Genomic DNA, 22,257 nt, shown 5'->3' with positions numbered 1-22,257 from the left:
CTGTGCCCATGACGCTGATCTTCACTCTGGACCCGGAGCCGACTCCCGGACTGCGGGCCGACATCGTCACCCTGTGGACGGAGGTGAGCAACGCGGGCGGCGCCGTCGGCTTCGTTCCCCCGGTCACCGAGGACGAGGTCGAGGTCACGGCCGACAAGCAGTTCAAGGGCATCGGCCCCGGTCGGCCGGACCGCCTGCTGGTCGCCCACGAGGCCGAGAGCGGAATGCTGGTCGGGGTGCTGTTCTTCGAGGACATGCGCTTCGGACTGATGGACCACTGGCGGCTGCTGAAGCGGGTCATGGTGCACCCCAAGTTCCAGGGGCGCGGCTACGGCGTCGAGTTGCTGGCCGAGGCGGAGCGGATCGCCCGGGGCTGGGGTCTGGACGCCCTGCGGCTCACCCTGCGCGGCGGGCTCGGCCTGGAGAAGTTCTACGGCCGCTGCGGCTACGTCGAGGTCGGCCGGGTGCCCGCCGCGATCCGGGTCGCGCCCGGTGACGACCGCGACGATGTCACCATGTGGCTCGACCTGCGCTGAGCCGGGCCGCCCCGGTGCCGGGCGGTGCCCCGGGGTGGCCCGATCGGGCCCGCACATCGGGCATGCTTCACTGGAAGGCCGGCGCACAGCGCGCCGGACCAGCCCGGCCGCATCCCTGCAGTGAGGAAGTCCACCGTGAGCAGCAACGTGAGCAGCAAGAAGCACGCCACGCTCCGCTACACCTCCATGCGGGCCAGCATCTTCCTCGGCTGCCTGCTGATCGCCGTGCTGCTGGGCCACTTCGGCGTCATCCCGGTGACCGGCGCCACCGGCCTGATCTTCCTGGTACTGCTCGCCGCGCTGGTCTCCGCCCCGCTGAGCTACGTCCTGCTCAGCAAGCAGCGGGACGAGATGTCGGCCCAGCTCGCCGACAAGGTCGCCGCCATGCGCAACCGCACCGCCGAGCGGATCGCCACCCAGAACGCCGAGGAGGACGCGGCGGACGAGGCGGTCCGCGCGGCGTCCGCGAAGAACTGACGGCCGCCCCGCCACCCGTACCAGCGCCATGACCGCCCCGGACCCCAACGCCCCTGCCGTCGAAGGGCGCTCCGCCGCGCCCGGGCGCAGGCCCACCGGGCGGGACGTCGCACGCCTGGCCGGGGTCTCCCAGGCGACCGTCTCGCTGGTCTTCTCCGGCTCCGAGGCCGCGCACCGGGTCTCCGAGGCGACCAGGCAGCGGGTCCGTGAGGCCGCCCGCAGCCTCGGCTACCGGCCGCAGGCGGCAGGGCGCCAACTGCGGCTCGGCCGCAGCGGGATGATCCTGCTCGCGGTGCCCAACATCCTCGGCCCGTTCTTCGGCCGGGTGCTGGCCGGTGTCCACGAGGAGGCCGGGAAGCACGGCCTGGCCGTGGTGGTCAGCTCCGGCTGGGGCAGCGCGACGCTCGCCGAGGCCGCCACCACCAGCCGTTTCGACGGACTGCTGATCTGCTCGCCGGACGACAGCCAACTCGGCGAACTGCCCGCCGACACCCCGGCCGTGTTCCTCGACGCCGACCCGTCGGGCAGCCGCGCCAGGCCCACCTTCGAGCTCGACGTCGCGGGTGGCATGCGGGCGGCCGTCGAGCACCTCGTGGGCTTGGGGCACCGGCGGATCGGCCATCTGCGCTCGACCCACTCCGCGTACACCTTCCGGGTCCGGCAGTCCGCGTTCGAGGCCGCCACCAAGGGACTTGAGGTGGTCGAGGTGGGTGTCAGCCTCAACGAGGGGCAGCGGGCCGCCCGTTCGGCGGCGCACCAGCTGCTGAGCCGGCCCGACCGGCCGCATGCGGTGGTCTGCGACGACGACGTGGTGGCCTCGGGCCTCTACCAGGCCGCAGCCGATCTCGGCCTGCGGATCCCGGCGGACGTCTCGGTGGTCGGCATCGACAACATCCCGGTGGCCGACCTGCTGGCCCCGCCGCTCACCACCGTGGACCTCCCGGGCGAGGACCTCGGCCGCGTCGGCGTCGCCGCCCTCGCCGCCCTCCTCCGCGGCGAACCCGCCCCGTCCGCCGAGCCGTTGGCCACCACCCTCGTCCTGCGCAACTCCACCACCGCCTGAACCACACCCCACCTCGGCAGCGCACCCCTGGACGGTGCATGGTCGGACACGTGCCGGTGCTTGGGCCGGTCAGGGGGCCGGGACCAGCTCTGTCGCTCGGTCGTGGGTGCCGCCGGCGGCTGCGGGATGGAACAGGCGGCGGGTGGCGAAGAGGAGCAGGCCGCCGAGGCAGATCCCGGCGGTGGCGCAGAGGGCGACGGTACGCAGCGAGTTGCCGACCAGGGCGCCGGAGACGGCGTAGCCCGCGGCGTTGCCGGTGGCGAAGAGGGTGATCAGCCAGGCGAAGGCTTCGGTGACGGTGCCGGTGGGGGCGAGTTCGGCGACCAGGACGAAGGCGGCGGCGAGCAGCGGGGCGAGGCCGATGCCGGAGAGGAAGGCGAGGGCGGCCATCGCGGTGGGTCCCGGCAGGAGCAGCAGCGGCAGGTAGGAGGCGCCCATGGCGAGGGCGATCACCCAGGTGCGGGTGGCGGTGGTGCTGCGCCACTTGACCGTGCCGTACGCGAGCGCGCCGAGCAGTCCGCCGAGGGCGGCCAGCGCGAGCAGTGTGCCCGCGCCGCCGGGCAGGCCGTGCGGGTGCTGTTCGGCGTACGCGATGAACAGGACGTTCTGGGCGCCGACCGTCCAGCCCGCGCCGGCCAGGCCGATCAGCAGCAGTACCAGGCCCAGGGAGCGCAGCGGCCCGAGCAGTCCGGCGGAGGACTCCCGCGCGGGTGCCCGCCAGGCGCGGGCGGGTGCGGCGGTGGCGACCACCAGTGAGCCGGTCAGGCCGAGCACGGCGGCTGTCCACAGGGCTGTGGACGGGCCGAAGGCGGCGGCGATCCCGGCCACGGCGAGCGGGCCCGCGACGTAGAGGATCTGCTGGGAGGCGGAGTCGAAGGCGTAGGCGGTGTCCAGCTGCTCCTCCTCGACCACGGCGGGCCACAGGGCGCGCAGGCAGGGTTCGAGGGGCGGCATCGCGAGCCCGGCTATCGCGGCGCCGACGGGTGCGGCGATAGCCGAGCCGGGGGCGAGTGCGAGCAGGGCGTAGCCGAGCCCGGCGACCACGGCGGAGCCGAGCAGGACCCGGGGCTGTCCGGTGCGGTCGACGATCCGGCCGAGTACCGGACCGCCGATCGCGGCGGCGATCGCGTACGCGGCGGTGGCCAGGCCGATCCTGCTGTACGGGGTGTGGGCCTCGCGCAGGGCGAGGGCGATGACCAGGGCGGTCATGCCGGCCGGCAGGCGCCCGAGCAGGGTGCCGAACAGGAGTCGGGTGACATGGGGCGCGCGGAGCAGGGCGAGGTAGCCCATGGCAGGTGGTTCTCCCGTTCGGGCAGGGCGTGCGGGCAGAGCGGCGGGGGCGGCGTCAGTCAAGTTATACGTATAACTAGACCAGGTCAATCGGAGCGGAGGCCGGGGCGGGCGGGTGTGGCGAGGGTCGCACCGGGAACCGCGCGCGGTGCCCGGGTCGTCGGAGTGTCCGGAAGATGCAGATTCGCCAGGCCGCCTGGGACCGACGGCCGTGACCAGGCCGCGGGACGGATGGGGAGCCCAGCCCGGCGGCTGTACAGGGACTGATGAAGACCCAACCGAGCCGCCGCGACGCCATGCACCGACCGCTTCGCCGTGCCGCCGCCTTCTGTCTGCTGCTGGTCCTGCTCCTGATGGCGCGCGCCACCTGGCTGACCGTCGCCAAGGCCGACTCGTACGACAACAACCCCGCCAACGCCCGGATCGCGATCGAGCGGTACGGCAAGCCGCTCGGCAACATCCTGGTCGGCGGGCAGCCCGTCACCGGCTCCACCCCGACCGGTGGTGAACTCGCCTACAAGCGCAGCTACACCGACGGTCCGCTGTACGCCCCGGTGACCGGCTACAGCTCGCAGGCGTACGGCTCGACCCAGTTGGAGAGCCTCTACTCCGGGCTGCTCAGTGGTACCGACCCCCGGCTGGCCGGTCCCGCCGACGCGCTCACCCGTACCGCTCCGCCCGGTGGCGACGTGGTGACCAGCATCGACCCCAAGGTGCAGAAGGCCGCCTGGGACGCGCTCGACGGCAAGCAGGGCGCGGCCGTGGCCGTCGACCCGGCGACCGGCGCCGTTCTCGGCCTGGTCAGCACGGCTTCGTTCGACCCCTCGGCGATCGCCGGACGGTCGAACGCCGACGCGGCCGCCTGGAAGCTGCTCAGTGCGGACAGCGGTTCGGCGATGCTCAACCACGCGCTGCGCTCCACCTATGCCCCCGGCTCGACCTTCAAGCTGGTGACGGCCGCCGCCGCGCTGGAGAACGGCCTGTACCCGGACGTGGACACGCCCACCGTGAGCCCCGACCCGTACACCCTGCCGGACACCCGCAGGCAGATCACCAACGAGAACCCCGCAGCCCCGTGCACCAACGCCAGCCTGCGGGTGGCGCTCCAGTACTCCTGCAACAACGTCTTCGCCAAGCTGGCCGCCGATCTGGGCGAGGCCAGACTCTCCGCGCAGGCGGCCAAGTTCGGCTTCAACCTCGGCACGCTGGACATCCCGGTCCGGGCCGCCACCAGCGTGTACCCGGACAAGCTGGAGCCCTCGCAGCTCGCGCTGACCGGTATCGGCCAGTTCTCGGTCACCGCGACCCCGCTGCAGATGGCCATGGTCTCCTCCGCGATCGCGGACGGCGGTGTGCTGATGCAGCCCTCCATGGTGGACAAGCTCACCGACCACGAGGGCCGCACCGTCGAGGACTTCAAGCCGCAGCAGCTCACCCGGGCCATGAGCGAGAAGACGGCCCGTCAGCTCCAGTCCGCGATGGTCACGGTGGTGACCGCCGGCACCGGGACGGCGGCGGCGGTGGACGGTGTGACGGTCGGCGGCAAGACCGGCACCGCGCAGAACGGCGTGAACAACAGCGGCACCCCGTATGCCTGGTTCACCTCCTACGCGGACGACGGCAGCGGGCACCGGATCGCCATCGCGGTGGTGGTCGTGGACGGCGCCGCCAACCGGTCCGATGTCACCGGCGGCGGCCTGGCCGCGCCGGTCGCCAAGGCCATGATCAAGGCGGCCTTCGGGAAGTAGCGGACGGACGCGGTGGGGCCGCGCCCGAGATGGTTCGTGGCCACACCTCAAACAAGTACTTTGAACATCTCAAAGGTTTGTTGCTACTGTGTGGGCCATGACCACCTCAGGCACGCCTTCGCAGCAAGGGATGAGCACCCCGCTCATGCCCTGCTCGTGCCTGCCCGGTGCTGCGGACAGCCCGCGCCCCTGTCGTGCGCCCAGCTGTATGCCGGCGGTACGCCCCTCCTGACACCCGGGTCTCCCAGCCCGGTGCTTCAGCGCCCGTGCCGCCGTGCCCCCGCCGCCCCCTCTCCCGCACCGCCCCCCGGAGCCGCACCACCATGTCCGCAGCGCCCTCCACACCAGCGCCCTCCCTGTTCGGGAAGATCCGTAAGACGCCCTTCTGGGTTCAGATCGTCGGTGGCCTCGTCCTCGGCCTGGCCCTCGGCTACCTCGCCCGGGTCCAGGACGTCTCCTGGCTGACCACCACCCTCGACACCATCGGCAAGACCTTCGTCCAGCTGCTCAAGCTGGCCGTCCCGCCGCTGGTCTTCGCCGCGATCGTGGTGAGCGTCGCCAACCTGGCCAACGTCACCAACGCCGCCCGGCTGGCCGTCCGCACGCTGTTCTGGTTCCTGGTCACCTCGCTGATCGCCGTCGGCATCGGTCTCGGCCTGGGTCTGCTCACCAACCCGGGCCAGGGCGCGGGCCTTTCGACCGCCGGGCTGAAGGCTCCGGATCACGCAGGCTCCTGGGTCGACTTCCTGACCGGGATCATCCCGACCAACATCGCCACCTCCTTCGTCGAGGTGAACGTCCTTCAGATCGTCTTCCTGGGCGCGGTCACCGGTGCGGCCATCCTCAAGATCGGCGAGAAGGCCGAGCCCGTCCGCAAGCTCAGCGAGTCCGTGCTCGACCTCACCCAGACCGCGCTCTGGTGGGTCATCAGGCTCGCCCCGCTCGGCACCCTCGGCCTGATCGGCAAGTCCGTCGCCAAGTACGGCTGGGACCTGCTCAAGCCCTTCGCCACCCTGACGATCGACGTGTACGTCGGCTGCGCGCTGGTGCTGTTCGTCGTCTACTCGGTCCTGCTGCGCTTCGTCGGCGGTCTCAACCCGCTGAACTTCTATCTGGGCGCCTGGCCCGCGATCCAGCTGGCCTTCGTCTCCCGCTCCTCCGTCGGCACCCTGCCGGTCACCCGCCGGGTCACCGAGCGGCTCGGCGTCCCCAGCGAGTACGCGTCCTTCGCCGTCCCGTTCGGCGCCACCACCAAGATGGACGGCTGCGCCGCGATCTACCCCGCGCTGGCCTCGATCTTCGTCGCCCAGGTCTACGGCATCCACCTCGGCATCGGTGACTACCTGCTGATCGCCTTCGTCTCGGTCATCGGCTCCGCCGCCACCGCCGGTCTGACCGGCGCGATCGTGATGCTGACGCTCACGCTCTCCACCCTGGGCCTCCCGCTGGAGGGCGTCGGCCTGCTGCTCGCCATCGACCCGATCCTCGACATGGTCCGCACCGCCACCAACGTGGCCGGCCAGTCGGTCGTCCCGATCCTGGTCGCGGCCCGCGAGAAGACCCTCGACCTGCACGCCTACAACAACCCCACCGGCGACCTCTACGACGAGGCCCCCGCCACCGCCAAGGTCGCCGTCGCAGCCTGACGCACCTGACGCACCTGACGCATCACAGCATCACAGCACCACAGCACCGTCGAGCCCGTACCCGGTCACCGGGTGCGGGCTCGACCATTTCCGGGCGGCCTCCGGGACGGGAAGTGGCCGAAAGCAGCCCTTCGCCGCGAAGGTGGCGGTGCGTAAGGTCACGCCGCATGAGCGCTTCGAAGAAGTGGGAAACGGCTGTGACGGTGCCGACTCCGGTGCTGCCCGCCCAGGTGGCGGCCGGGGACACGGCAGTCGGTGTCGAGCAGGGGCGGCTGGCCGACCCCAGGACGGCAGAGCTGGTACGGCGCGCCGGTTTCGGCCGGTTCACCGAGCGGTTCCCGGCGGCGCTGCGCGAGGTGCGCGGCGAACGGGAGGCCGAGCGGCTGGTGGACGCCTGGGGCACGGAGCTGTGGCAGTCGGCGGTGGACCGGGCGCAGGGGCGGCAGTCCTGCGGTGACCTGCCCAGCGGCGACGACCGGCCGCTGTACTGGGCACGGCTGACGATGGCAGGCCGTCTGGAGCGCTGGCGGCCGCGGTTCCCGGTGGACACGGCAGCCCTGCGGACCCGCTTCGAGGACGCCTCGCGCGGGCTCACCGACAACCGGTTCAGCGGGCTGCCGGGCGTGCGCCGGATCTTCATCAGCGGCTTCGACCCGTTCAATCTGGACCGGGACCTGCGGACCGGCAACCCCTCGGGCGCAGCGGCCCTCGCCCTCAACGGCCGCCGGATCACCCTGGACGACGGTACGAGCGCCGAGATCCGCGCGGTCGTCCTGCCGGTGCGCTACGCCGACTTCGACCACGGCATCGTCGAGCGGGCCTTCGCCCCCGGACTGGCCCCGGGGCCGCGCGCGGCCGACCTGATCACCACCATCAGCCAGGGCTACCCGGGAAAGTTCACTCTGGAGGGCTGGGCCGGCCGGGCCCGTTCCGCCGACCCGCACACCGACAACGACGGCGTCCTCTCCGGTGGCACCCGCGACCACCCGGTGACCGCCCCCGGTATGGGTCCCGGCCCCGAGTTCATCCGAGGCACCCTGCCGGCCGGGGCGATGACGGCCGCCGCCCAGACCCCGTACCCCGTCCTGCTGAACACCGCGGTGACCGAGATCCCGGCCGGCCGGAGCGAGCCGGTCGACCGGACGGACGGGCCGAGCCCCCACTCCCGTGCGGTGGCCGGCGGGGGCGGCGGCTACCTCTCCAACGAGGTGGCCTACCGCAGCAACCGGCTGCGGATGGAGCTGCGTCCCGAAATGCCCGGCGGCCACCTGCACACTCCCGTGCTGACCGGTCTCCCGGCCGACGAGACGCAGCTGACCGGGCCGGAGTACGAGCGGAACGAGGCGGCGATCACCGCCCAGATACTCGCCGTGCTGAAGTCCGTCTGAGCGGGGGTGAAAAGGCAGGGGGCCCGCCGCGTACGAGACGTGGCGGGCCCCCTTGGTACTTCTCATCATGCTCTTGGGGGCGGCCGTATACCGGCTGCCTTCGGACCAACAAGAGGTCCCGAGCGATCAGATCATCAAGAGGAGATGTCAGACGACGGTGACGTTCTCCGCCTGCGGACCCTTCGGGCCCTGGGTGACGTCGAACGAGACCGTCTGGTTCTCCTCCAGCGAGCGGAAACCGTTCGCGTTGATGGCGGAGTAGTGGACGAAGACGTCGGGGCCGCCGCCATCCTGGGCGATGAAGCCGAAGCCCTTCTCAGCGTTGAACCACTTGACGGTTCCCTGAGCCATGCCGTTCTCCTTGCGAGGGACGTATTGGCTGCCACACCGTGTGGCATCCGGTCCGCTGCGCTGATCGCCCTGCCTCCGGATTGTTCCGGAGTTTTTCGATAATGCTGAAAAACTACAAAAAGCCTGCGGTTACATGCTCCGCAGGCTTCAAGTACTGCAAGGGGAATCAAACTGCAACTGAGTGGAACGGTAGCACGCGAGGGCGGCCCCGACCAGGGGTGACCAAGGGTACGTCGTCAGGTGTGTCGCCGGGATTCAGCCATGTGTCGGCAGCCTGTCGGCGGCCTGTCGGAAGCCTGGTGCCACGTCGGCCTGTCGGCAGGCATACCCTGCGGAGAGGGTACAAACAGAGCAGTCAGAGGGAGCATGCGGTGACTGATCGGGATGCGAGTGGCTCGGTGGCGGTAAGGCCCCGAGTTGGCCATATTCAGTTCCTCAACTGCCTGCCCCTCTACTGGGGCCTGGCCAGGACGGGCAACCTCCTTGACCTCGACCTGACCAAGGACACCCCCGAGAAGCTCAGCGACCAGCTGGTGAACGGCACGCTCGACGTCGGCCCGATCACGTGCGTGGAGTACCTGCGGCACGCCGACGATCTCGTGATGCTGCCCGACATCGCGGTGGGCAGCGACGGCCCGGTGATGTCCTGCGTGATCGTCAGCCGACTGCCGCTCGCCGAGCTGGACGGCCGCCGGGTCGCGCTCGGCTCCACCAGCCGTACCTCCGTCCGGTTGGCGCGGCTGCTGCTGGAGGAGCGGGAGGGTGTCCGCCCCGACTACTTCAGCTGCCCGCCGGACCTGGAGGCGATGCTCGCCGAGGCCGACGCCGCCGTCCTGATCGGGGACCCGGCGCTGCGCGCCTCGCTGGAGCAGGCCCCTCAACAGGGGCTGGCCGTGCACGACCTGGGCGAGATGTGGAAGGAGTGGACGGGACTCCCCTTCGTGTTCGCGGTCTGGGCCGCGCGGCGGGACTACGTCGAGTCCCGGCCCGAGCTGGTCGCCGCCGTGCACCAGGCCTTCCTGGAGTCGCGTGACCTTTCGCTGGCCGAGGCCGGCCGGGTCGCCGCGCAAGCCGCCCGCTGGGAGTCGTTCGAGGCACCCGTACTGGAGCGGTACTTCAGCGAGGCGCTCGACTTCTCGCTGGGGGAGCGGCAGTTGGCGGGCATCGCCGAGTTCGCCCGACGCATCGGCCACGACAGCGGCTTCGCCCCCGACGTGACGGTGCGTCTCCTGGAACCTGCCGCCCAGCCCGTGGGCTGACCTGGGCAACGCACCCAGGAGCGCGGGGAACTGCGGCCTTCTCCGCCGGCGGGGAGCTGTGGGTTTTTAAGGGGCGCGGGGAACTGCGCGGCTGCTCGTGGAGCGCGAGCACTGGTTTTCGGGGGGCGCGGGGAACTGCGCGAGCAACCGTGCACCTCCGTAGCGCGCCGGTCGCGCACGCAGTTGATCAAGCAGAGCCCCGCGCCCCCGAAGGCGTTGCCTGGCCGGCCGTGTGCGGTGCCCAAAGGCGTTGCCTGGCTGATCGCGTGCGCACTGCGGCGGGCGCGCAAGGCCGCGGAAGGGTGCTGGCGTAGGCTGGTTCGGTCATGTCGGCCGAGCGAACCGTCCCCTGCTACTGCTCGGCCGAGGCGACCCGACGTTGGAGAGAAAGAAGGCCCGCCAGGTGTCCGAGCAGTCCCCTACCGCCACTGACCTGCAGGCCGTCCTCGACCGTGCGGCTGCCGGGGGCCGGATCACCCCCGAGGAGGCGTTGGAGCTCTACCGCTCCGCGCCGCTGCACGCGCTGGGCTCCGCCGCCGATGCCGTCCGCCGCCGCCGCTACGCAGGCGTCGAGCACATCGCGACGTACATCATCGAGCGAAACATCAACTACACCAACGTCTGTGTGACGGCGTGCAAGTTCTGCGCCTTCTACGTGCCGCCGAAGAGCGACAAGGGCTGGTCCCGCGACCTCGACGAGATCCTGCGCCGCTGCGCGGAGACGGTCGAGCTCGGTGGCACCCAGATCATGTTCCAGGGCGGGCACCACCCGGACTACGGCGTCGAGTACTACGAGCGCGCCTTCTCCGCGATCAAGGCCGAGTTCCCGCAGCTGGTGATCCACTCGCTGGGCGCCTCCGAGGTCGACCACATGGCGAGGATCTCGGGCGTCTCCATCGAGGAGGCCATCACCCGGATCCACCGCGCGGGCCTGGACTCCTTCGCCGGTGCCGGCGCCGAGCTGCTGCCGGAGCGTCCGCGCAAGGCGATCGCCCCGCTCAAGGAGTCCGGCGAGCGCTGGCTGGAGATCATGGAGGCCGCGCACGGCCTGGGCGTCGAGTCCACCTCCACCATGCTGATGGGCACCGGCGAGACCAACGCCGAGCGGATCGAGCACCTGCGCATGATCCGTGAGGTGCAGGACCGTACGGGCGGCTTCCGCGCCTTCATCCCGTACACCTACCAGCCGCAGAACAACCACCTCAAGGGCTCGACGCAGGCCACCGTCTTCGAGTACCTGCGCATGATCGCCATCGCGCGGCTCTTCCTGGACAACGTGGCCCACATCCAGGGCTCCTGGCTGACCACCGGCAAGGAGGCAGGCCAGCTCTCGCTGCACTACGGTGCCGACGACCTCGGTTCCGTGATGCTGGAGGAGAACGTCGTCTCCGCCGCCGGGGCCAAGCACCGCTCCAACCTCACCGAGCTGATCCACCTGATCCGTGCCGCCGGTCGCGTCCCCGCGCAGCGCTCCACCACGTACGAGCACCTGCGGGTGCTGGACGACCCGGCGAACGACCCGGTCGATCCGCGGGTTGCCTCGCACATCGCCTCCACCGCGATCGAGGGCGGCACCGCGCACCCCGAGCTGAAGATCCTCAGCACCAACTGACCGATGCTCACACTGCATCGGGCGAGCCTGCTGCTGGCCTCCGCCACCGCCCCGCCGATCGACGACGGGGCGGTGCTGGTGGATGGAGCCGTGGTCGCCGCGCTCGGGCCGTACGGCGAGCTGGCCGAGCGGGCCGCGGCGGCGCGGGTACGGCAGTGGGACGGCCTGCTGACGCCCGGACTGCTCAATCCGTACGGGAGTTGGCTGCTCGAACGCGCCTACCACCCCGACCCCCGGGAGCAGCTGGGGGCCGAACCGCTGCTGCTGGACGAGGAGCCCGACGCCGAGCGGCGGGGCGGCAGCGCCAGGCGCGGACTGCAACGGATGCTGGCGTACGGGACGACGGCGGTGGCCGGCCCGTTCGAGCTGCCCTCGGTCCGGACGGCGGTGGCCCGCTCAGGGCTGACCGCGCTGCCCGGGGACGGCGCGGTGGGCGGTCTGGACCCGCTGGCCTCCGCCGATCTGGCGCAGGCCGTGCACCGGCCGTTGACCGTGGGCGGGCGGGCCGACTTCGCGGTCTTCGGCGTGCGCTCGGCCGAGGAGCTTGCGCGGGCCGGTGCGGGCTGCTGTCTGGCCACCGTGCTCGGTGGACGGCTGCTCTTCCGGCGCCGCTGACCAGCCCGGTCGCAGGGCGGACCCTGGGGGCGAAGGGTGGCTGGTATACGGACGGAAATGGCCGGAAACCAGCAGGGATGCTTGATAGTCCGACGAACTGATTGATCGTTGTCGTGACCTGAGGCCCCGCCAGCGGCTACGATCCCGGACAGTCCCTCAGATCACCAGCCGGTGACCGGAGCGGGCCACCTCACCACCGGGCCCTCCCCAGGCCCCGTCCGTCAGCCAGGACAGGAACCATGCGATCCGCGACCGTCCCCCGCTTTCGCAGCGCGCGCCTCGGCCGAGGCTGGTACCTCGCCGCAGTGCTCAGCGCCGTGCTGGCGGTCGGGATGTGCCTGCTCGGCTGGCGCCAGGCCGACCAGGCGGACCGCATCGCCGCCCACCCCGTCCGCACCGAGGGCACCGTCACCCAGCTCCCGACCGGCAGCGCCACCTACAGCGCGGTCAGCTACCTCGCCGACGGCCAGCAGCGCACGGCGGCCGACCTCTGGCTCCCGGAGGACGCCAAGGTCGGCGACCGGATCTGTCTGGAACACGCCGCCGACGACGCCGGCGCCGTCCGGGTCTGCGGCAAGCGCTACCCGCAGCCGGCCGGCGTCGGTCTCGCCCGCACCAGCGTGCCCGTCGCCCTGCTGCTCTTCGCCGCCTGCGTGGTCCGTATCCGGCGCCACCGCCGAGCCGCCCAGGCCGCCCTGCTGCGTACCCGTGGCCACGGCGCCCGGTTCAGCACCACGGTCGCCTTCGCCACCGAGGCCCTGGGCGACGGGATGCCCGCCATCACCCACGGCAAGCGCTCCCGGCGGCGGCGCAAGGGCGGTCGGCGCGCGCTGCGCTGAGCGGCCCCGGGGCCGGACGTGCACCCGTTGCTCCCGCCGTGGCCGCCAGGGTGAACAATGGGTACGTGACCCGAGCCTCCCTGGACAAGCAGCCGCACGAAGTCGCCGCGATGTTCGACGATGTCGCGGCCAAGTACGACCGCACCAACGACGTGCTCTCCCTCGGCCAGGCCCGCGCCTGGCGGCGTGCGGTGGCCGAAGCGGTGGACGCCAAGCCCGGCGAGCTGGTGCTCGATCTCGGTGCAGGTACCGGCACCTCCTCGCTGCCCTTCGAGGAGGCCGGTGCGAGGGTCGTACCGTGCGACTTCTCGGTCGGCATGCTCACCGAGGGCAAGCAGCGCCACCCCGAGCTGGCCCTGACCGCCGGGGACGCCACCAAGCTGCCCTTCGCCGACGGCACCTTCGACGCCGTCACCATCTCCTTCGCCCTGCGCAACGTCCAGGACACCGACGCCGCCCTGCGCGAGATGCGCCGGGTCGCCAAGCCCGGCGGCAAGCTGGTGATCTGCGAGTTCTCCACCCCGACCTGGACGCCTCTGCGGACGGTCTACACCGAGTACCTGATGCGCGCCCTCCCGCCGGTCGCGACCGCGGTCAGCAGCAACCCGGACGCGTACGTCTACCTCGCCGAGTCGATCCGCGCCTGGCCCGACCAGCCCGGGCTGGCGGCCAAGTTGCAGGAGGCCGGCTGGTCCAAGGTGGCCTGGCGCAACCTCACCGGCGGGATCGTGGCCCTGCACCGGGGCTTCAACACCTGAGTACTGCCACGACCTTCCGGCCTCCGGGTAGGGCAACTCCTAGGCGGATAAGCCCTCGTTAGACTCGTCCGAGCCCGTCCCGGCCCTCCTCGGGCCCGTCCCGGGCCTGGGCGTGCCCATCGTCGTCCAGACCGACCCGCCCCTTGCAGGAGTGTGCCCACCGTGTCCGAGACCGCAGTAGACCTGAGCGCCGACACCGTCGAGAGCAGCGCCGACGTCATCGTGGTCGGTGCCGGCCCGGCGGGTTCGGCCACCGCGTACTACCTGGCCCAGGCCGGACTCGACGTCCTGCTGCTGGAGAAGACCGAGTTCCCGCGCGAGAAGGTCTGCGGCGACGGCCTGACCCCGCGTGCCACCAAGCAGCTGGTGGACATGGGCATCGACGTCTCCACCGAGAACGGCTGGCTGCACAACAAGGGCCTGCGGATCATCGGCGGCGGCGTCCGGCTCGAACTGGACTGGCCCGAGCTGTCCGCTTACCCCGACTACGGACTGGTCCGCAAGCGCGCCGACTTCGACGAACTGCTGGCCCGTCAGGCCCAGAAGGCCGGCGCCCGGCTGTACGAGAAGTGCAACGTCAGCGGACCGGTGCTGGACGACCGCACCGGCCGGATCACCGGCGTCACCGCCAAGCTGGGCGACGACAAGCGCCCGGTCACCTTCCGCGCCCCGCTGGTGGTCGCCGCCGACGGCAACTCCACCCGGCTCTCGCTCGCCATGGGCCTGCACCGCCGCGAGGACCGCCCGATGGGCGTCGCCTACCGGACGTACTTCAACTCCCCGCGCCACGAGGACGACTACCTCGAATCCTGGCTGGAGCTCTGGGACACCCGCGGCGGCCAGAAGAACCTGCTGCCCGGCTACGGCTGGATCTTCGGCATGGGCGACGGCACCTCCAACGTCGGCCTCGGCATCCTCAACTCCTCGCCCGCGTTCGGCGAGTTGGACTGGCGCGAGGTGCTGAAGGCCTGGTGCGCGAGCATGCCCGAGGAGTGGGGCTACACCCCCGAGAACATGACCGACCCGATCCGCGGCGCCGCACTCCCGATGGCCTTCAACCGGCAGCCGCACTACACCAGGGGCCTGCTGCTCGTCGGCGACGCGGGCGGCATGGTCAACCCCTTCAACGGCGAGGGCATCGCCTACGCGATGGAATCCGGCCAGATCGCCGCCGGGGTCATCGTCCAGGCCCACGCCCGCGTCACCGAGGCCGGCCGCGAGCGCGCCCTCCAGGCGTACCCCCGCATCCTCAAGGACGTCTACGGCGGCTACTACACCCTCGGCCGCGGCTTCGTGAAGCTCATCGGCAACCCCAAGGTCATGCAACTCGCCACCCAGCGCGGCCTCACCCACCCCATCCTGATGAAGTTCGTCCTCAAGATGCTCGCCAACCTGACCGACCCCCAGGGCGGCGACGCCATGGACCGCATCATCAACGGCCTCACCAAGGTCGCGCCCAACGCGTGACCCCTGCCTTGTCGGGCCGACCGGTCAGACCGGAACGATCCTGATCTCGGCCTTCGGCAGCGTCGCGGCGTAAGCCGTGATGTCGTCCGGGTCCGAGGTCAGGCGGCAGACGTTCTGTTCTGGGACTCCCAGTGGAAGAACTGCTCGCTCAGCGCGAAGTCTCGGTAGCGGACGTTCTCCGAGAAGTCCTTGGCGTCCTTGTTGATCGTCACGAACAGGGCGTCCGTCTGGGTATCGGGGCACCACGCGACGCCCTCGCGGAAGTTCCCCGGGACACGCTTCAGCGACGCCCAGCGGAGTGCTGCCAGGAGTTCGAACGCGTTGTAGTGTGCGTGGACGGCGAGAGGTGTGCCGGTCAGCGGGCCAAGGTCGAGCCCGAGCGGCTTGGGCACGTGCATTGCGGTCTCAACACCATAGGCGAGCACTTGGCGAAGCTCGTTTCGTACCTGCCGGTGCACTCGAAGCGACTGCAGGCCTGAACCGATCGAAGTGAATCCGCCGCCCTTTGGCCATAGCGAGAAGAAGAGCATGGTCGCATACGTCTGCATGCGGAGGTCGAGCTCGCTGTAAACCGGGCAGTCGTCCGACAGCAGCAAGGTGTATGCCTTGACGCGATCCGGGTCGTCTACGTGCAGCAAGGAGCTGACACGCTTCAGCAGATCGCCCTCGCCTTCAGGTGCGGGATCATCGACGAGACCGGCGCGCCGCAGTATGGCCGTCCAGGAGTGGTTCGCGTAGACCTCATTGATATCCCGGCGCTCGCTGTACGGTGACATCGACCCGCCGGCGCTGGACCCGTTCAACTGCGGTACCTGATACGGAGTGTCCAGGGCGGTCTCGTATGGGCGGCGCGGCAGCGGCGCATTCTGCTGCCGCGCCGCCCGCTCCAGTGACCTCCGCCGACAAACGTTGAGGGCCGGTTGACTTGCCCGTACCGCTGAGAAGCTCGGCGGTACGGGCAGGAGCTCGGCCAGGCCTTGCGAACCGTGGTTCATAAGCCTGGTGCCGGAGTGTGAGCCGCCGGGGGCTGACACGCTTTGCGGCATGCTCGCGTTGCCGCGACAAGCGATACCTTCGCCTGCACTCTGTGTCGAACTCGCGCTATTTAAATTTCGTTCACTCGCCGCTCAATGAGGCAGAGGGTGGTTTGATGGGACGTCCGGTTCATCGCCCGGGAACAAGAGTTCGTCTCGGACCGAGGTGCCCATCGTTGCATGCCTTCCCCCGTGGCAGTGGGAGCATAGCGTCACCAGGTTGTCGTCACTATTGTCGCCTCCTTGATGTACGGGGAGAATATGATGCACCTGCAATGAAACGCCGGGCGCCCCAGGCTTCTGGCCGCAGTTCCTGCACTGCAGCCCGTCTCGCTCGAGTATCAGCATCCGTTGTTTGATTGCTTCTCTGCTGCGGGGCGGACCTTGATGGAGACTGCCTAGCCTGTAGGATCCAGGAAGTAGGTCCGGGTCATCGATGTTCGATCGAATGTCCCAGCCATCCTCTTCCAGCTCCCTGAGCCGACGCGGCCACTCGTTGACCTTTTTGGTGATATAGGAAAGCTGTTCCTTGTCTGCGAATTCCGGGTAGATTTCCTTCAGGTAGTCGAGTAGCTTGTCCTTTGCGGCGAGAGGCTTTCCGCTGGGCTTTTTCTTGTTTCTGATGCGCTTGGCGATCGCCCACCTGTCGGCAAGGTTCTGGTCTGGTTCGCTCGATGCCAGTATGTAGTGGTCGTTCGGGATGTCATCTCGATTGAGTCCGGACTCGATGCGCCATCCATGCTCCACGCGAAGCTCTCGGATCCTGCGGGCCCATTCGCTGATTCCGGATACCCCTTCCAGTTTCTCCGCAGGAACCGGGTGTCCGATATTTTGTTGCAGGTATTTCAGGATGGCCAATTTGGCCGATCGAATCCCCAGGGACTTGGTGGCATTCGAAGTCTCTCTGCGGAAGGATGCAGACAGGACTCCGAAGCCAGCGGCGATCTCCAGCCAGGAAATCTGGTCCAATGGTGAAGTGAGGGCCTTCTCCACTTCACGGAGGGAGGCGGCCGCCGCCGCCCGCGCCGACTCCAAGTGTCGCCGCGCATCGGCAAGGTCGCCGGAATCGTATTCCACGGTCTGTGGTCCTTGATATTCGATGGTATTCGGTACGGCGAATTTCTCGATGACGCTCGGGGTGTGCTGGGTCGCCGGAATTCGGCAGGCTGAAGACTGCTGGAGTGTAAATGCGACATCCGTGTCCCGCGTGGGTGGTGGATCATATGCGGGTGCGAATTGAACGCGTCATGTGCCTGCCGTACTCTGGCCCCAGCGCATTTTCAGTAGGCCGCAGGGGCGAATGTGTGCTCATCGCCGTCTTGGTAAAGGACATAGCGGGTGTCACCGACCTTTGCCCAGGGTCGGGGATCGCCTTCGTGGTGAACTGCGAGGCGGGCGGCGACCCATGACCCCTTAGCCGGTATGGGTAGCCCAAGTGAATGAGCAATCCGCGGATGCTCCGACTGATGGCCCAGGACGATGATCCCCTCGCGTCCCAGATCCAGCCGGGCATCCCTGACGCGCTTGGCGCTATCCGTCTGGCGGGCGACAGTGACAACGGTGTTCCGGTCGACGACCTGGCGGTGCACACGACGGAAGAGTTCGTTGGTGCGTGCCTGTCCGCCCTTCGGAAGGAAGATGGCTTTCCTGTCGGAGTCGGTCAGGCCCAGCAGAAGGTTGGCGGGAAGGGTGCCGTCGGGCACGAGCCACTGGATCGCTGTACGTCCAGCGGTGGAGAGGGTCCCCTTGCCGTCCTTGTTGCGACCGTCGTTGAGAAGATCCGTGCTCATGCGGAGCAGGCCCACGCGAAAGCGCGAGCGGCGATCGTCTGCGGACATCAAGAGGCAGATATGCCCCATTGCCTCGCTTGGGATGGTCCAGTTGCTGTTGACCGTGAACTTGGCATCGACGTCCTGGTCCGCTACCCGATAGTCCATCCTGAGTCCGCGCCCGAGGTCGAGATCGGCTCGGGCCACGATCTCGACCTTCGTCCCCAAGTAAGTCTTTTCTGTCTTCTCGAGCTGACCGATGTCGTAACGGCTTGTGCGCTGCCCATCGAGTACCTCGTCGATCGACCTCCGCAGGATGTCGCCGAAGCGCTCCTCGAGGTCCGAACGCTCCTCGAACCACCGCCGTACGCTCTTGAGTCCGGCGTCATCTGCGGCGCTCGCGGGAGTGTGGACCTCTGTTTCGTCGAACAGTCCAGGATTGGATGCCATACCGGGACGTTAGCCGAGGAGGAGGCAGCAGGCGATCAATTTCCCAATGTGGCCGTCTACTTGATCCGGTGTGTCCGGGTATGCCTAGACACGAGTGGACTCCAGCGTAGTGAGTGTGTCTGCCGTACGCGCTGCGGGCACCTTCCCTCGGAGGTACGGCTTCAGATGTTCGGCGATGGCCTGGGCCAGGACCGGGGGAACGGCGTTGCCGATCTGGCGGGCGATCTCGATCTTGCTACCGCACCAGACGAAGTCGTCCGGGAAGGTCTGCAGCCGGGCTGCTTCCCAGTGCGTGATAGGTCGGTTCACTCGATTGTTTGGATCGTCCTTGTCCCACTGCGGGTGCAGGTACTGCCCCTTCTCGGGCTTGAAGAACTCGGTGCGGATGGTCAGCGACGGCTGTTCCCACCGCATCCGGCCCATGACATCGGTGGTGCCGGTCTTCTTCTCGCGCCAGCAGCGCGGGAGTAGCTCCTCAGGAAGGTTGAACCGGCCACCGCCGGGCGGGACGTGATCGTAACGAGCCAGTGAGAGCGGTGTCGGGCGCCGTCCGAGGTGGAGGTCGTGGCTCTTGAAGGACCCGGGTACCGTCTTGCCGAAGAACTCGGCGGAGATCGACGGGAGTTCGGTTGTCTCCGGGACACGGGGAAGGTCGGAGATTGCATCACGTACGGTCCGCCAGGTCCTCAGCCCCAGCAGCTCGCTCGGCTCGTGTGTTCGTTCGGGCATTTCGATCTTCCCGATGCGAGAGCCGATGACGATCGCCCGCTTCCGCCGCTGGGGAGCGCCGAAGTCGGCGGCCAGTAGCAGGTCGTGGCTGAGCGTGTACTCCTCCAGGAGACCACCCGGGGCGGTCTCCTGGAGAAGGAGGGCGAACTCCGAAGAGCTGCGGAATCGGTCCACGTTCTCGATGACAAAGACCTTCGGCTTCGCGTGTCGGACGAAGCGGATGTACTCCTTCCACAGCTTGTTGCGTGGATCGTTCACGTCACGCGTGCCGAGGTTGGAGAAGCCCTGGCAGGGCGGGCCGCCGATGATCAGGTCGACCTCGGGAATGAGCTTGTCCGGGACATCCGCGATGTCGCCCCAGTGCATGTGTTGCTCTCCGAAGTTCGCAGCGTAAGTGGCTGCGGCCGCCAGCTCCCACTCCACCGCCATGACGGGCTTGTACCCCCGGGCAGCCTTGAAACCTGCGGTCATGCCTCCGCAGCCAGCAAACAAGTCGATCATGGTGATAGGTCCAGCCATGCTAGACAGGGTAGACGGCCGGTGTGACAGGCGTGGTCTCAACCATGCCCTTGACTTGGCGTCCGGCGCTCCAACACGACGTTCCGGACCCTGACGGCTGCCTCGATGGGATCCTCGTGCTCCCAGACACGTACCGCCAGCCAACCGGCGGCCAGCAGCCTCGTATCAGTGTCGGCATCCCGGATACGGTTCTTCTCGATCTTCTCTCGCCAGAACGATGCGTTGTTCTTCGGCCACGTGGCGTGCTCGGGGCATCCATGCCAGAAGCAGCCGTCCACGAACACGGCCACGCGAGCTGGCCCGAAGACCACGTCCGCTTCACGCCGAACTCCGGGCAGAGGTCGGCGATGTACTCGGAACCTCAGGCCAGAGGCATGCAAGGCCCTTCGCAGCACGACCTCCGGAGCCGTGTTTCTGCTGCGCTGGCGGCTCATTCGCTTCCTGGTGGCCTCAGACGTGTCGAGTCTCTGCACTCTTTCATTTTGAGGTACGGGGCAGACATCGAAGTGTGCGTTGAGTGGCCGAAGGGAGCCGCCGGGTTGGCAGCTCCCTGAGGTGGGACGGGTGTCAGGCGTTGGCTGGGGTGGGTTCGGAGGGGTGGGGGGCGGGTTGGGGGGTCGGGGCGGGGCGGAGGAGGGTGAGGGTGGTGAGGGCGCCGGCAAGGCCGAGGGCGGCGGAGAGGAGGAAGGTGTCGCGGAGGCCGGTGGCGAAGGCGGTGTGGATCAGGTGGAGGACGGCGGGCCGCTGGTCGGCCGGGGTGTGAGCGATCAGGGCGGCGGCTTGGCCGCCGGTGAGGGCCTCGGCGGTCCGGTGGGCGTTCTCGGTGCCCGGGTTGGAGTGGAGCGAGTCGAGCAGGCCGGACTTGAAGACGGCGCCGAGGACGGCGATGCCGAGGGCGTTGCCGAGTTGGCGTGAGGTGTTGAGGGCGCCGCCCGCCATGCCGGCGCGGGTCGGGGGGACGGCGGCCATGGCGGTGGAGGCCAGGGTGGGGGTGGCGAGGCCGACTCCGGCGCCGGTGAGGGCGAGACCCGGGGCGAGGGCGGTCCAGGTGGAGTCGGCGTCCACGGTGGCCTGGAGGAGCGCGCCCGCGCCGATCAGCAGCAGGCCGCCGCCGATGGTGAGGCGGGGCGAGGCGCCGTGCAGGAGGCGTCCGACGAGAGCCGCGGTCACGAAGGAGACGGCGCTCATCGGCAGCAGGGAGAGCCCGGCGGTCACCGGGGACATCCCGCGCACGGACTGGAGCCAGAGCGAGGCGTACACCAGGTAGGAGAAGGCCGCGACGGAGAGCAGCAGCCCGCCGGTCATGACCCCCAGGAAGGTCCGGTTGCGGAACAGCCCGAGGTCGAGCATCGGGCGGCGGCTGCGGGACTCGATCAGGACGAAGGCGAGCAGGGAGAGCGCGCTGAGCGCGAGCAGCCCGAGGGTGGTGGTCGAGGTCCAGCCGTAGTCGCCGCCGCGGATCAGGGCGAAGGTGAGGACGCCGGCGGCCACGGTGAAGGTGACCAGGCCGGGCAGGTCCACGCCGGTGGCGTGCGGGTTCCGGGACTCCCGGACCGCCCGCAGGGTGACGAGGACGGCGAGCGCGCTGATCGGCAGGTTGACGTAGAAGATCCAGCGCCAGTCGAGGTGTTCGGTGAGCAGGCCGCCGAGGATCGGTCCGGCGGCGGCCGCGGCACCGTTGACCGCGCCCCAGACGCCGAAGGCGATGCCCCGGCCCCGGCCCTGGTAGGTGCTGCTGAGCAGGGCCATGGTGGTGGCGAACATCGCCGCGCCGCCGATCCCCTGGAGACCGCGGAAGGCGATCAGCTCCCCGCTGCTGCCGGACAGCCCGCAGGCCAGCGAGGCCAGGGCGAACAGGACCAGGCCGCCCAGGTACACCGCCCGCCGTCCGACCAGGTCGGCGAGCGAACCGGCGCCGAGCAGCAGGGCGGCCAGCGCCAGCGCGTAGATGTCCATCACCCACTGCAGGTCGGCGAAGCCGGTGTGCAGGCTGGTGGCCATGTCGGGCAGGGCGACGGTGACGATGGTGACGTCCACCAGCAGCATGAACGCCCCCAGGCACACCGCGATGAGCGGCAGCCACTTACGCATCGAACTCTCCTCACTGATTCGACGGGCAGTGCCTGCCCGAACGGCCCCTGGGACCGGGACTCGTCGAAGGTCGCAGCCCGGAGGCACAGCACCCTGTCCGGAGCCGGGTGCACGGCGGATTCCGATGCCGATCGGCTCTGCCATGATGGAAAACATGACCGCGCCGGAGCTGGACGGACTCGACCGGGCGCTGGTGCAGGCGCTGATGATCGACGGCAGGGCCGCGTTCAGCCGCCTGGCCGAGGTGCTGGAGGTCTCCGACCAGACGGTGATCCGCCGCTACCGCAGGCTGCGCTCGGAGGGGCTGGTGCGGGTGGTCGGCCTGCCGGTCGGGCGCCGGGTCGGTCTGTTCGAGTCCTGGCTGCGGGTGCAGTGCAGCCCGGAGGCAGCGTCGGCGGTGGCCGACGCACTGGCGCGCCGCCCGGACATCGCCTGGGTGACGCTGAACTCCGCAGATACCGAGATCCACTGCATCACCAAGGCCCGGACCAGGCAGGACCGTGACGCCCTGCTGCTGGAGAAGCTACCGAATACTCGCCGGGTGACCGCGGTTGCCGCGCACAGTGTCCTGCGGATGTTCATCGGCGGACCCGGACGGTGGCAGGGGATTGATGCG

At 69.5% G+C, this 22,257-nt stretch carries 21 protein-coding genes and 1 pseudogene; 13 read left to right on the top strand and 9 right to left on the bottom strand.

The window, feature by feature from the left end; translation table 11 throughout:
• Nucleotides 1–8: 8 nt before the first annotated feature.
• From P3T39_RS15630 to P3T39_RS15620, 3 genes are all read left to right on the top strand, one after another.
• On the top strand, nt 9–536 hold the full coding sequence (locus P3T39_RS15630; RefSeq protein ID WP_280698182.1) for a GNAT family N-acetyltransferase: 528 nt from the start codon (nt 9–11) through the stop codon (nt 534–536).
• Nucleotides 537–671: 135 nt separating this feature from the next.
• A complete protein-coding gene (locus P3T39_RS15625) occupies nt 672–1,013 on the top strand; it encodes a DUF4229 domain-containing protein (RefSeq protein ID WP_280698181.1) in 342 nt (113 codons plus the stop codon).
• 28 nt (nt 1,014–1,041) lie between these two features.
• The gene (locus tag P3T39_RS15620; RefSeq protein WP_280698177.1) at nt 1,042–2,076 is read left to right on the top strand and encodes a LacI family DNA-binding transcriptional regulator; all 1,035 of its coding nucleotides are present in this window, start codon (nt 1,042–1,044) and stop codon (nt 2,074–2,076) included.
• Between the two features lie 69 nt (nt 2,077–2,145).
• Here the strand turns inward: P3T39_RS15620 and P3T39_RS15615 are convergent, their stop codons facing one another.
• Nucleotides 2,146–3,366, bottom strand: coding sequence for an MFS transporter (locus P3T39_RS15615; RefSeq protein ID WP_280698175.1), 1,221 nt, complete (start codon nt 3,364–3,366; stop codon nt 2,146–2,148).
• A 296-nt stretch (nt 3,367–3,662) separates the two neighbouring features.
• Between P3T39_RS15615 and P3T39_RS15610 the strand changes: the two genes are divergently transcribed.
• The 3 genes from P3T39_RS15610 to P3T39_RS15600 all read left to right on the top strand — a co-directional run bounded on the left by P3T39_RS15610 (nt 3,663) and on the right by P3T39_RS15600 (nt 8,148).
• Nucleotides 3,663–5,114: a penicillin-binding protein 2 gene (locus P3T39_RS15610; RefSeq protein ID WP_280698375.1), complete on the top strand. Its 1,452-nt coding sequence runs from the start codon at nt 3,663–3,665 to the stop codon at nt 5,112–5,114.
• A gap of 323 nt (nt 5,115–5,437) precedes the next feature.
• Nucleotides 5,438–6,760: a dicarboxylate/amino acid:cation symporter gene (locus P3T39_RS15605; protein WP_280698174.1), complete on the top strand. Its 1,323-nt coding sequence runs from the start codon at nt 5,438–5,440 to the stop codon at nt 6,758–6,760.
• Between the two features lie 167 nt (nt 6,761–6,927).
• Nucleotides 6,928–8,148 carry a pyroglutamyl peptidase gene (locus P3T39_RS15600; protein WP_280698170.1) on the top strand — a complete coding sequence of 407 codons (1,221 nt, stop codon included), beginning with the start codon at nt 6,928–6,930 and terminating at the stop codon, nt 8,146–8,148.
• A gap of 147 nt (nt 8,149–8,295) precedes the next feature.
• Here P3T39_RS15600 and P3T39_RS15595 read toward each other — a convergent pair whose 3' ends face one another.
• On the bottom strand, nt 8,296–8,499 hold the full coding sequence (locus P3T39_RS15595; protein ID WP_280698168.1) for a cold-shock protein: 204 nt from the start codon (nt 8,497–8,499) through the stop codon (nt 8,296–8,298).
• Nucleotides 8,500–8,870: 371 nt separating this feature from the next.
• Here P3T39_RS15595 and P3T39_RS15590 point away from each other — a divergent pair, with 371 nt between their 5' ends.
• The 6 genes from P3T39_RS15590 (at nt 8,871) to P3T39_RS15565 (ending at nt 15,049) form a co-directional block, all read left to right on the top strand.
• Nucleotides 8,871–9,758: a menaquinone biosynthesis protein gene (locus P3T39_RS15590; RefSeq protein ID WP_280698167.1), complete on the top strand. Its 888-nt coding sequence runs from the start codon at nt 8,871–8,873 to the stop codon at nt 9,756–9,758.
• Between the two features lie 403 nt (nt 9,759–10,161).
• Nucleotides 10,162–11,370, top strand: coding sequence for a cyclic dehypoxanthinyl futalosine synthase (mqnC, locus tag P3T39_RS15585; RefSeq protein ID WP_280698166.1), 1,209 nt, complete (start codon nt 10,162–10,164; stop codon nt 11,368–11,370).
• 3 nt (nt 11,371–11,373) lie between these two features.
• Nucleotides 11,374–11,985 (top strand): hypothetical protein, encoded by a 612-nt coding sequence (locus tag P3T39_RS15580; RefSeq protein WP_280698165.1) that lies wholly within the window; start codon nt 11,374–11,376, stop codon nt 11,983–11,985.
• A gap of 239 nt (nt 11,986–12,224) precedes the next feature.
• Nucleotides 12,225–12,824, top strand: coding sequence for a hypothetical protein (locus tag P3T39_RS15575; RefSeq protein ID WP_280698164.1), 600 nt, complete (start codon nt 12,225–12,227; stop codon nt 12,822–12,824).
• A 65-nt stretch (nt 12,825–12,889) separates the two neighbouring features.
• Nucleotides 12,890–13,582, top strand: a complete 693-nt coding sequence (locus P3T39_RS15570; RefSeq protein WP_280698163.1) for a demethylmenaquinone methyltransferase — start codon at nt 12,890–12,892, stop codon at nt 13,580–13,582.
• A 183-nt stretch (nt 13,583–13,765) separates the two neighbouring features.
• Nucleotides 13,766–15,049: a geranylgeranyl reductase family protein gene (locus P3T39_RS15565; RefSeq protein ID WP_280698374.1), complete on the top strand. Its 1,284-nt coding sequence runs from the start codon at nt 13,766–13,768 to the stop codon at nt 15,047–15,049.
• A 98-nt stretch (nt 15,050–15,147) separates the two neighbouring features.
• On the opposite strand, the gene P3T39_RS15560 is transcribed toward P3T39_RS15565, so the two are convergent.
• The 6 genes from P3T39_RS15560 to P3T39_RS15535 form a co-directional block, all read right to left on the bottom strand.
• The gene (locus P3T39_RS15560; protein WP_280698162.1) at nt 15,148–15,852 is read right to left on the bottom strand and encodes a DUF3427 domain-containing protein; all 705 of its coding nucleotides are present in this window, start codon (nt 15,850–15,852) and stop codon (nt 15,148–15,150) included.
• 324 nt (nt 15,853–16,176) lie between these two features.
• A complete protein-coding gene (locus P3T39_RS15555; RefSeq protein ID WP_280698161.1) occupies nt 16,177–17,160 on the bottom strand; it encodes an HNH endonuclease in 984 nt (327 codons plus the stop codon).
• A gap of 203 nt (nt 17,161–17,363) precedes the next feature.
• Nucleotides 17,364–18,302: a NaeI family type II restriction endonuclease gene (locus P3T39_RS15550; RefSeq protein WP_280698160.1), complete on the bottom strand. Its 939-nt coding sequence runs from the start codon at nt 18,300–18,302 to the stop codon at nt 17,364–17,366.
• Nucleotides 18,303–18,386: 84 nt separating this feature from the next.
• On the bottom strand, nt 18,387–19,550 hold the full coding sequence (locus tag P3T39_RS15545; RefSeq protein WP_280698159.1) for a DNA cytosine methyltransferase: 1,164 nt from the start codon (nt 19,548–19,550) through the stop codon (nt 18,387–18,389).
• A gap of 38 nt (nt 19,551–19,588) precedes the next feature.
• Nucleotides 19,589–20,023: a very short patch repair endonuclease gene (locus P3T39_RS15540; RefSeq protein WP_280698158.1), complete on the bottom strand. Its 435-nt coding sequence runs from the start codon at nt 20,021–20,023 to the stop codon at nt 19,589–19,591.
• 94 nt (nt 20,024–20,117) lie between these two features.
• A complete protein-coding gene (locus P3T39_RS15535; RefSeq protein WP_280698157.1) occupies nt 20,118–21,641 on the bottom strand; it encodes an MFS transporter in 1,524 nt (507 codons plus the stop codon).
• Between P3T39_RS15535 and P3T39_RS37565 the strand changes: the two are divergent.
• Nucleotides 21,550–21,894 (top strand): annotated as a pseudogene (locus P3T39_RS37565) (AsnC family protein); the annotation flags it as partial. The gene P3T39_RS15535 and the pseudogene P3T39_RS37565 overlap by 92 nt on opposite strands.
• Nucleotides 21,895–21,920: 26 nt before the next feature.
• Here P3T39_RS37565 and P3T39_RS15525 read toward each other — a convergent pair.
• Nucleotides 21,921–22,223, bottom strand: a complete 303-nt coding sequence (locus P3T39_RS15525) for a hypothetical protein (RefSeq protein ID WP_280698385.1) — start codon at nt 22,221–22,223, stop codon at nt 21,921–21,923.
• Nucleotides 22,224–22,257 lie beyond the last annotated feature (34 nt).

Source organism: Kitasatospora sp. GP82 (assembly GCF_029892105.1).
GTDB lineage: Bacteria > Actinomycetota > Actinomycetes > Streptomycetales > Streptomycetaceae > Kitasatospora.
Note: the sequence above shows the minus strand (reverse complement) of the source record. Positions and strands in the feature narration are given on the sequence as shown.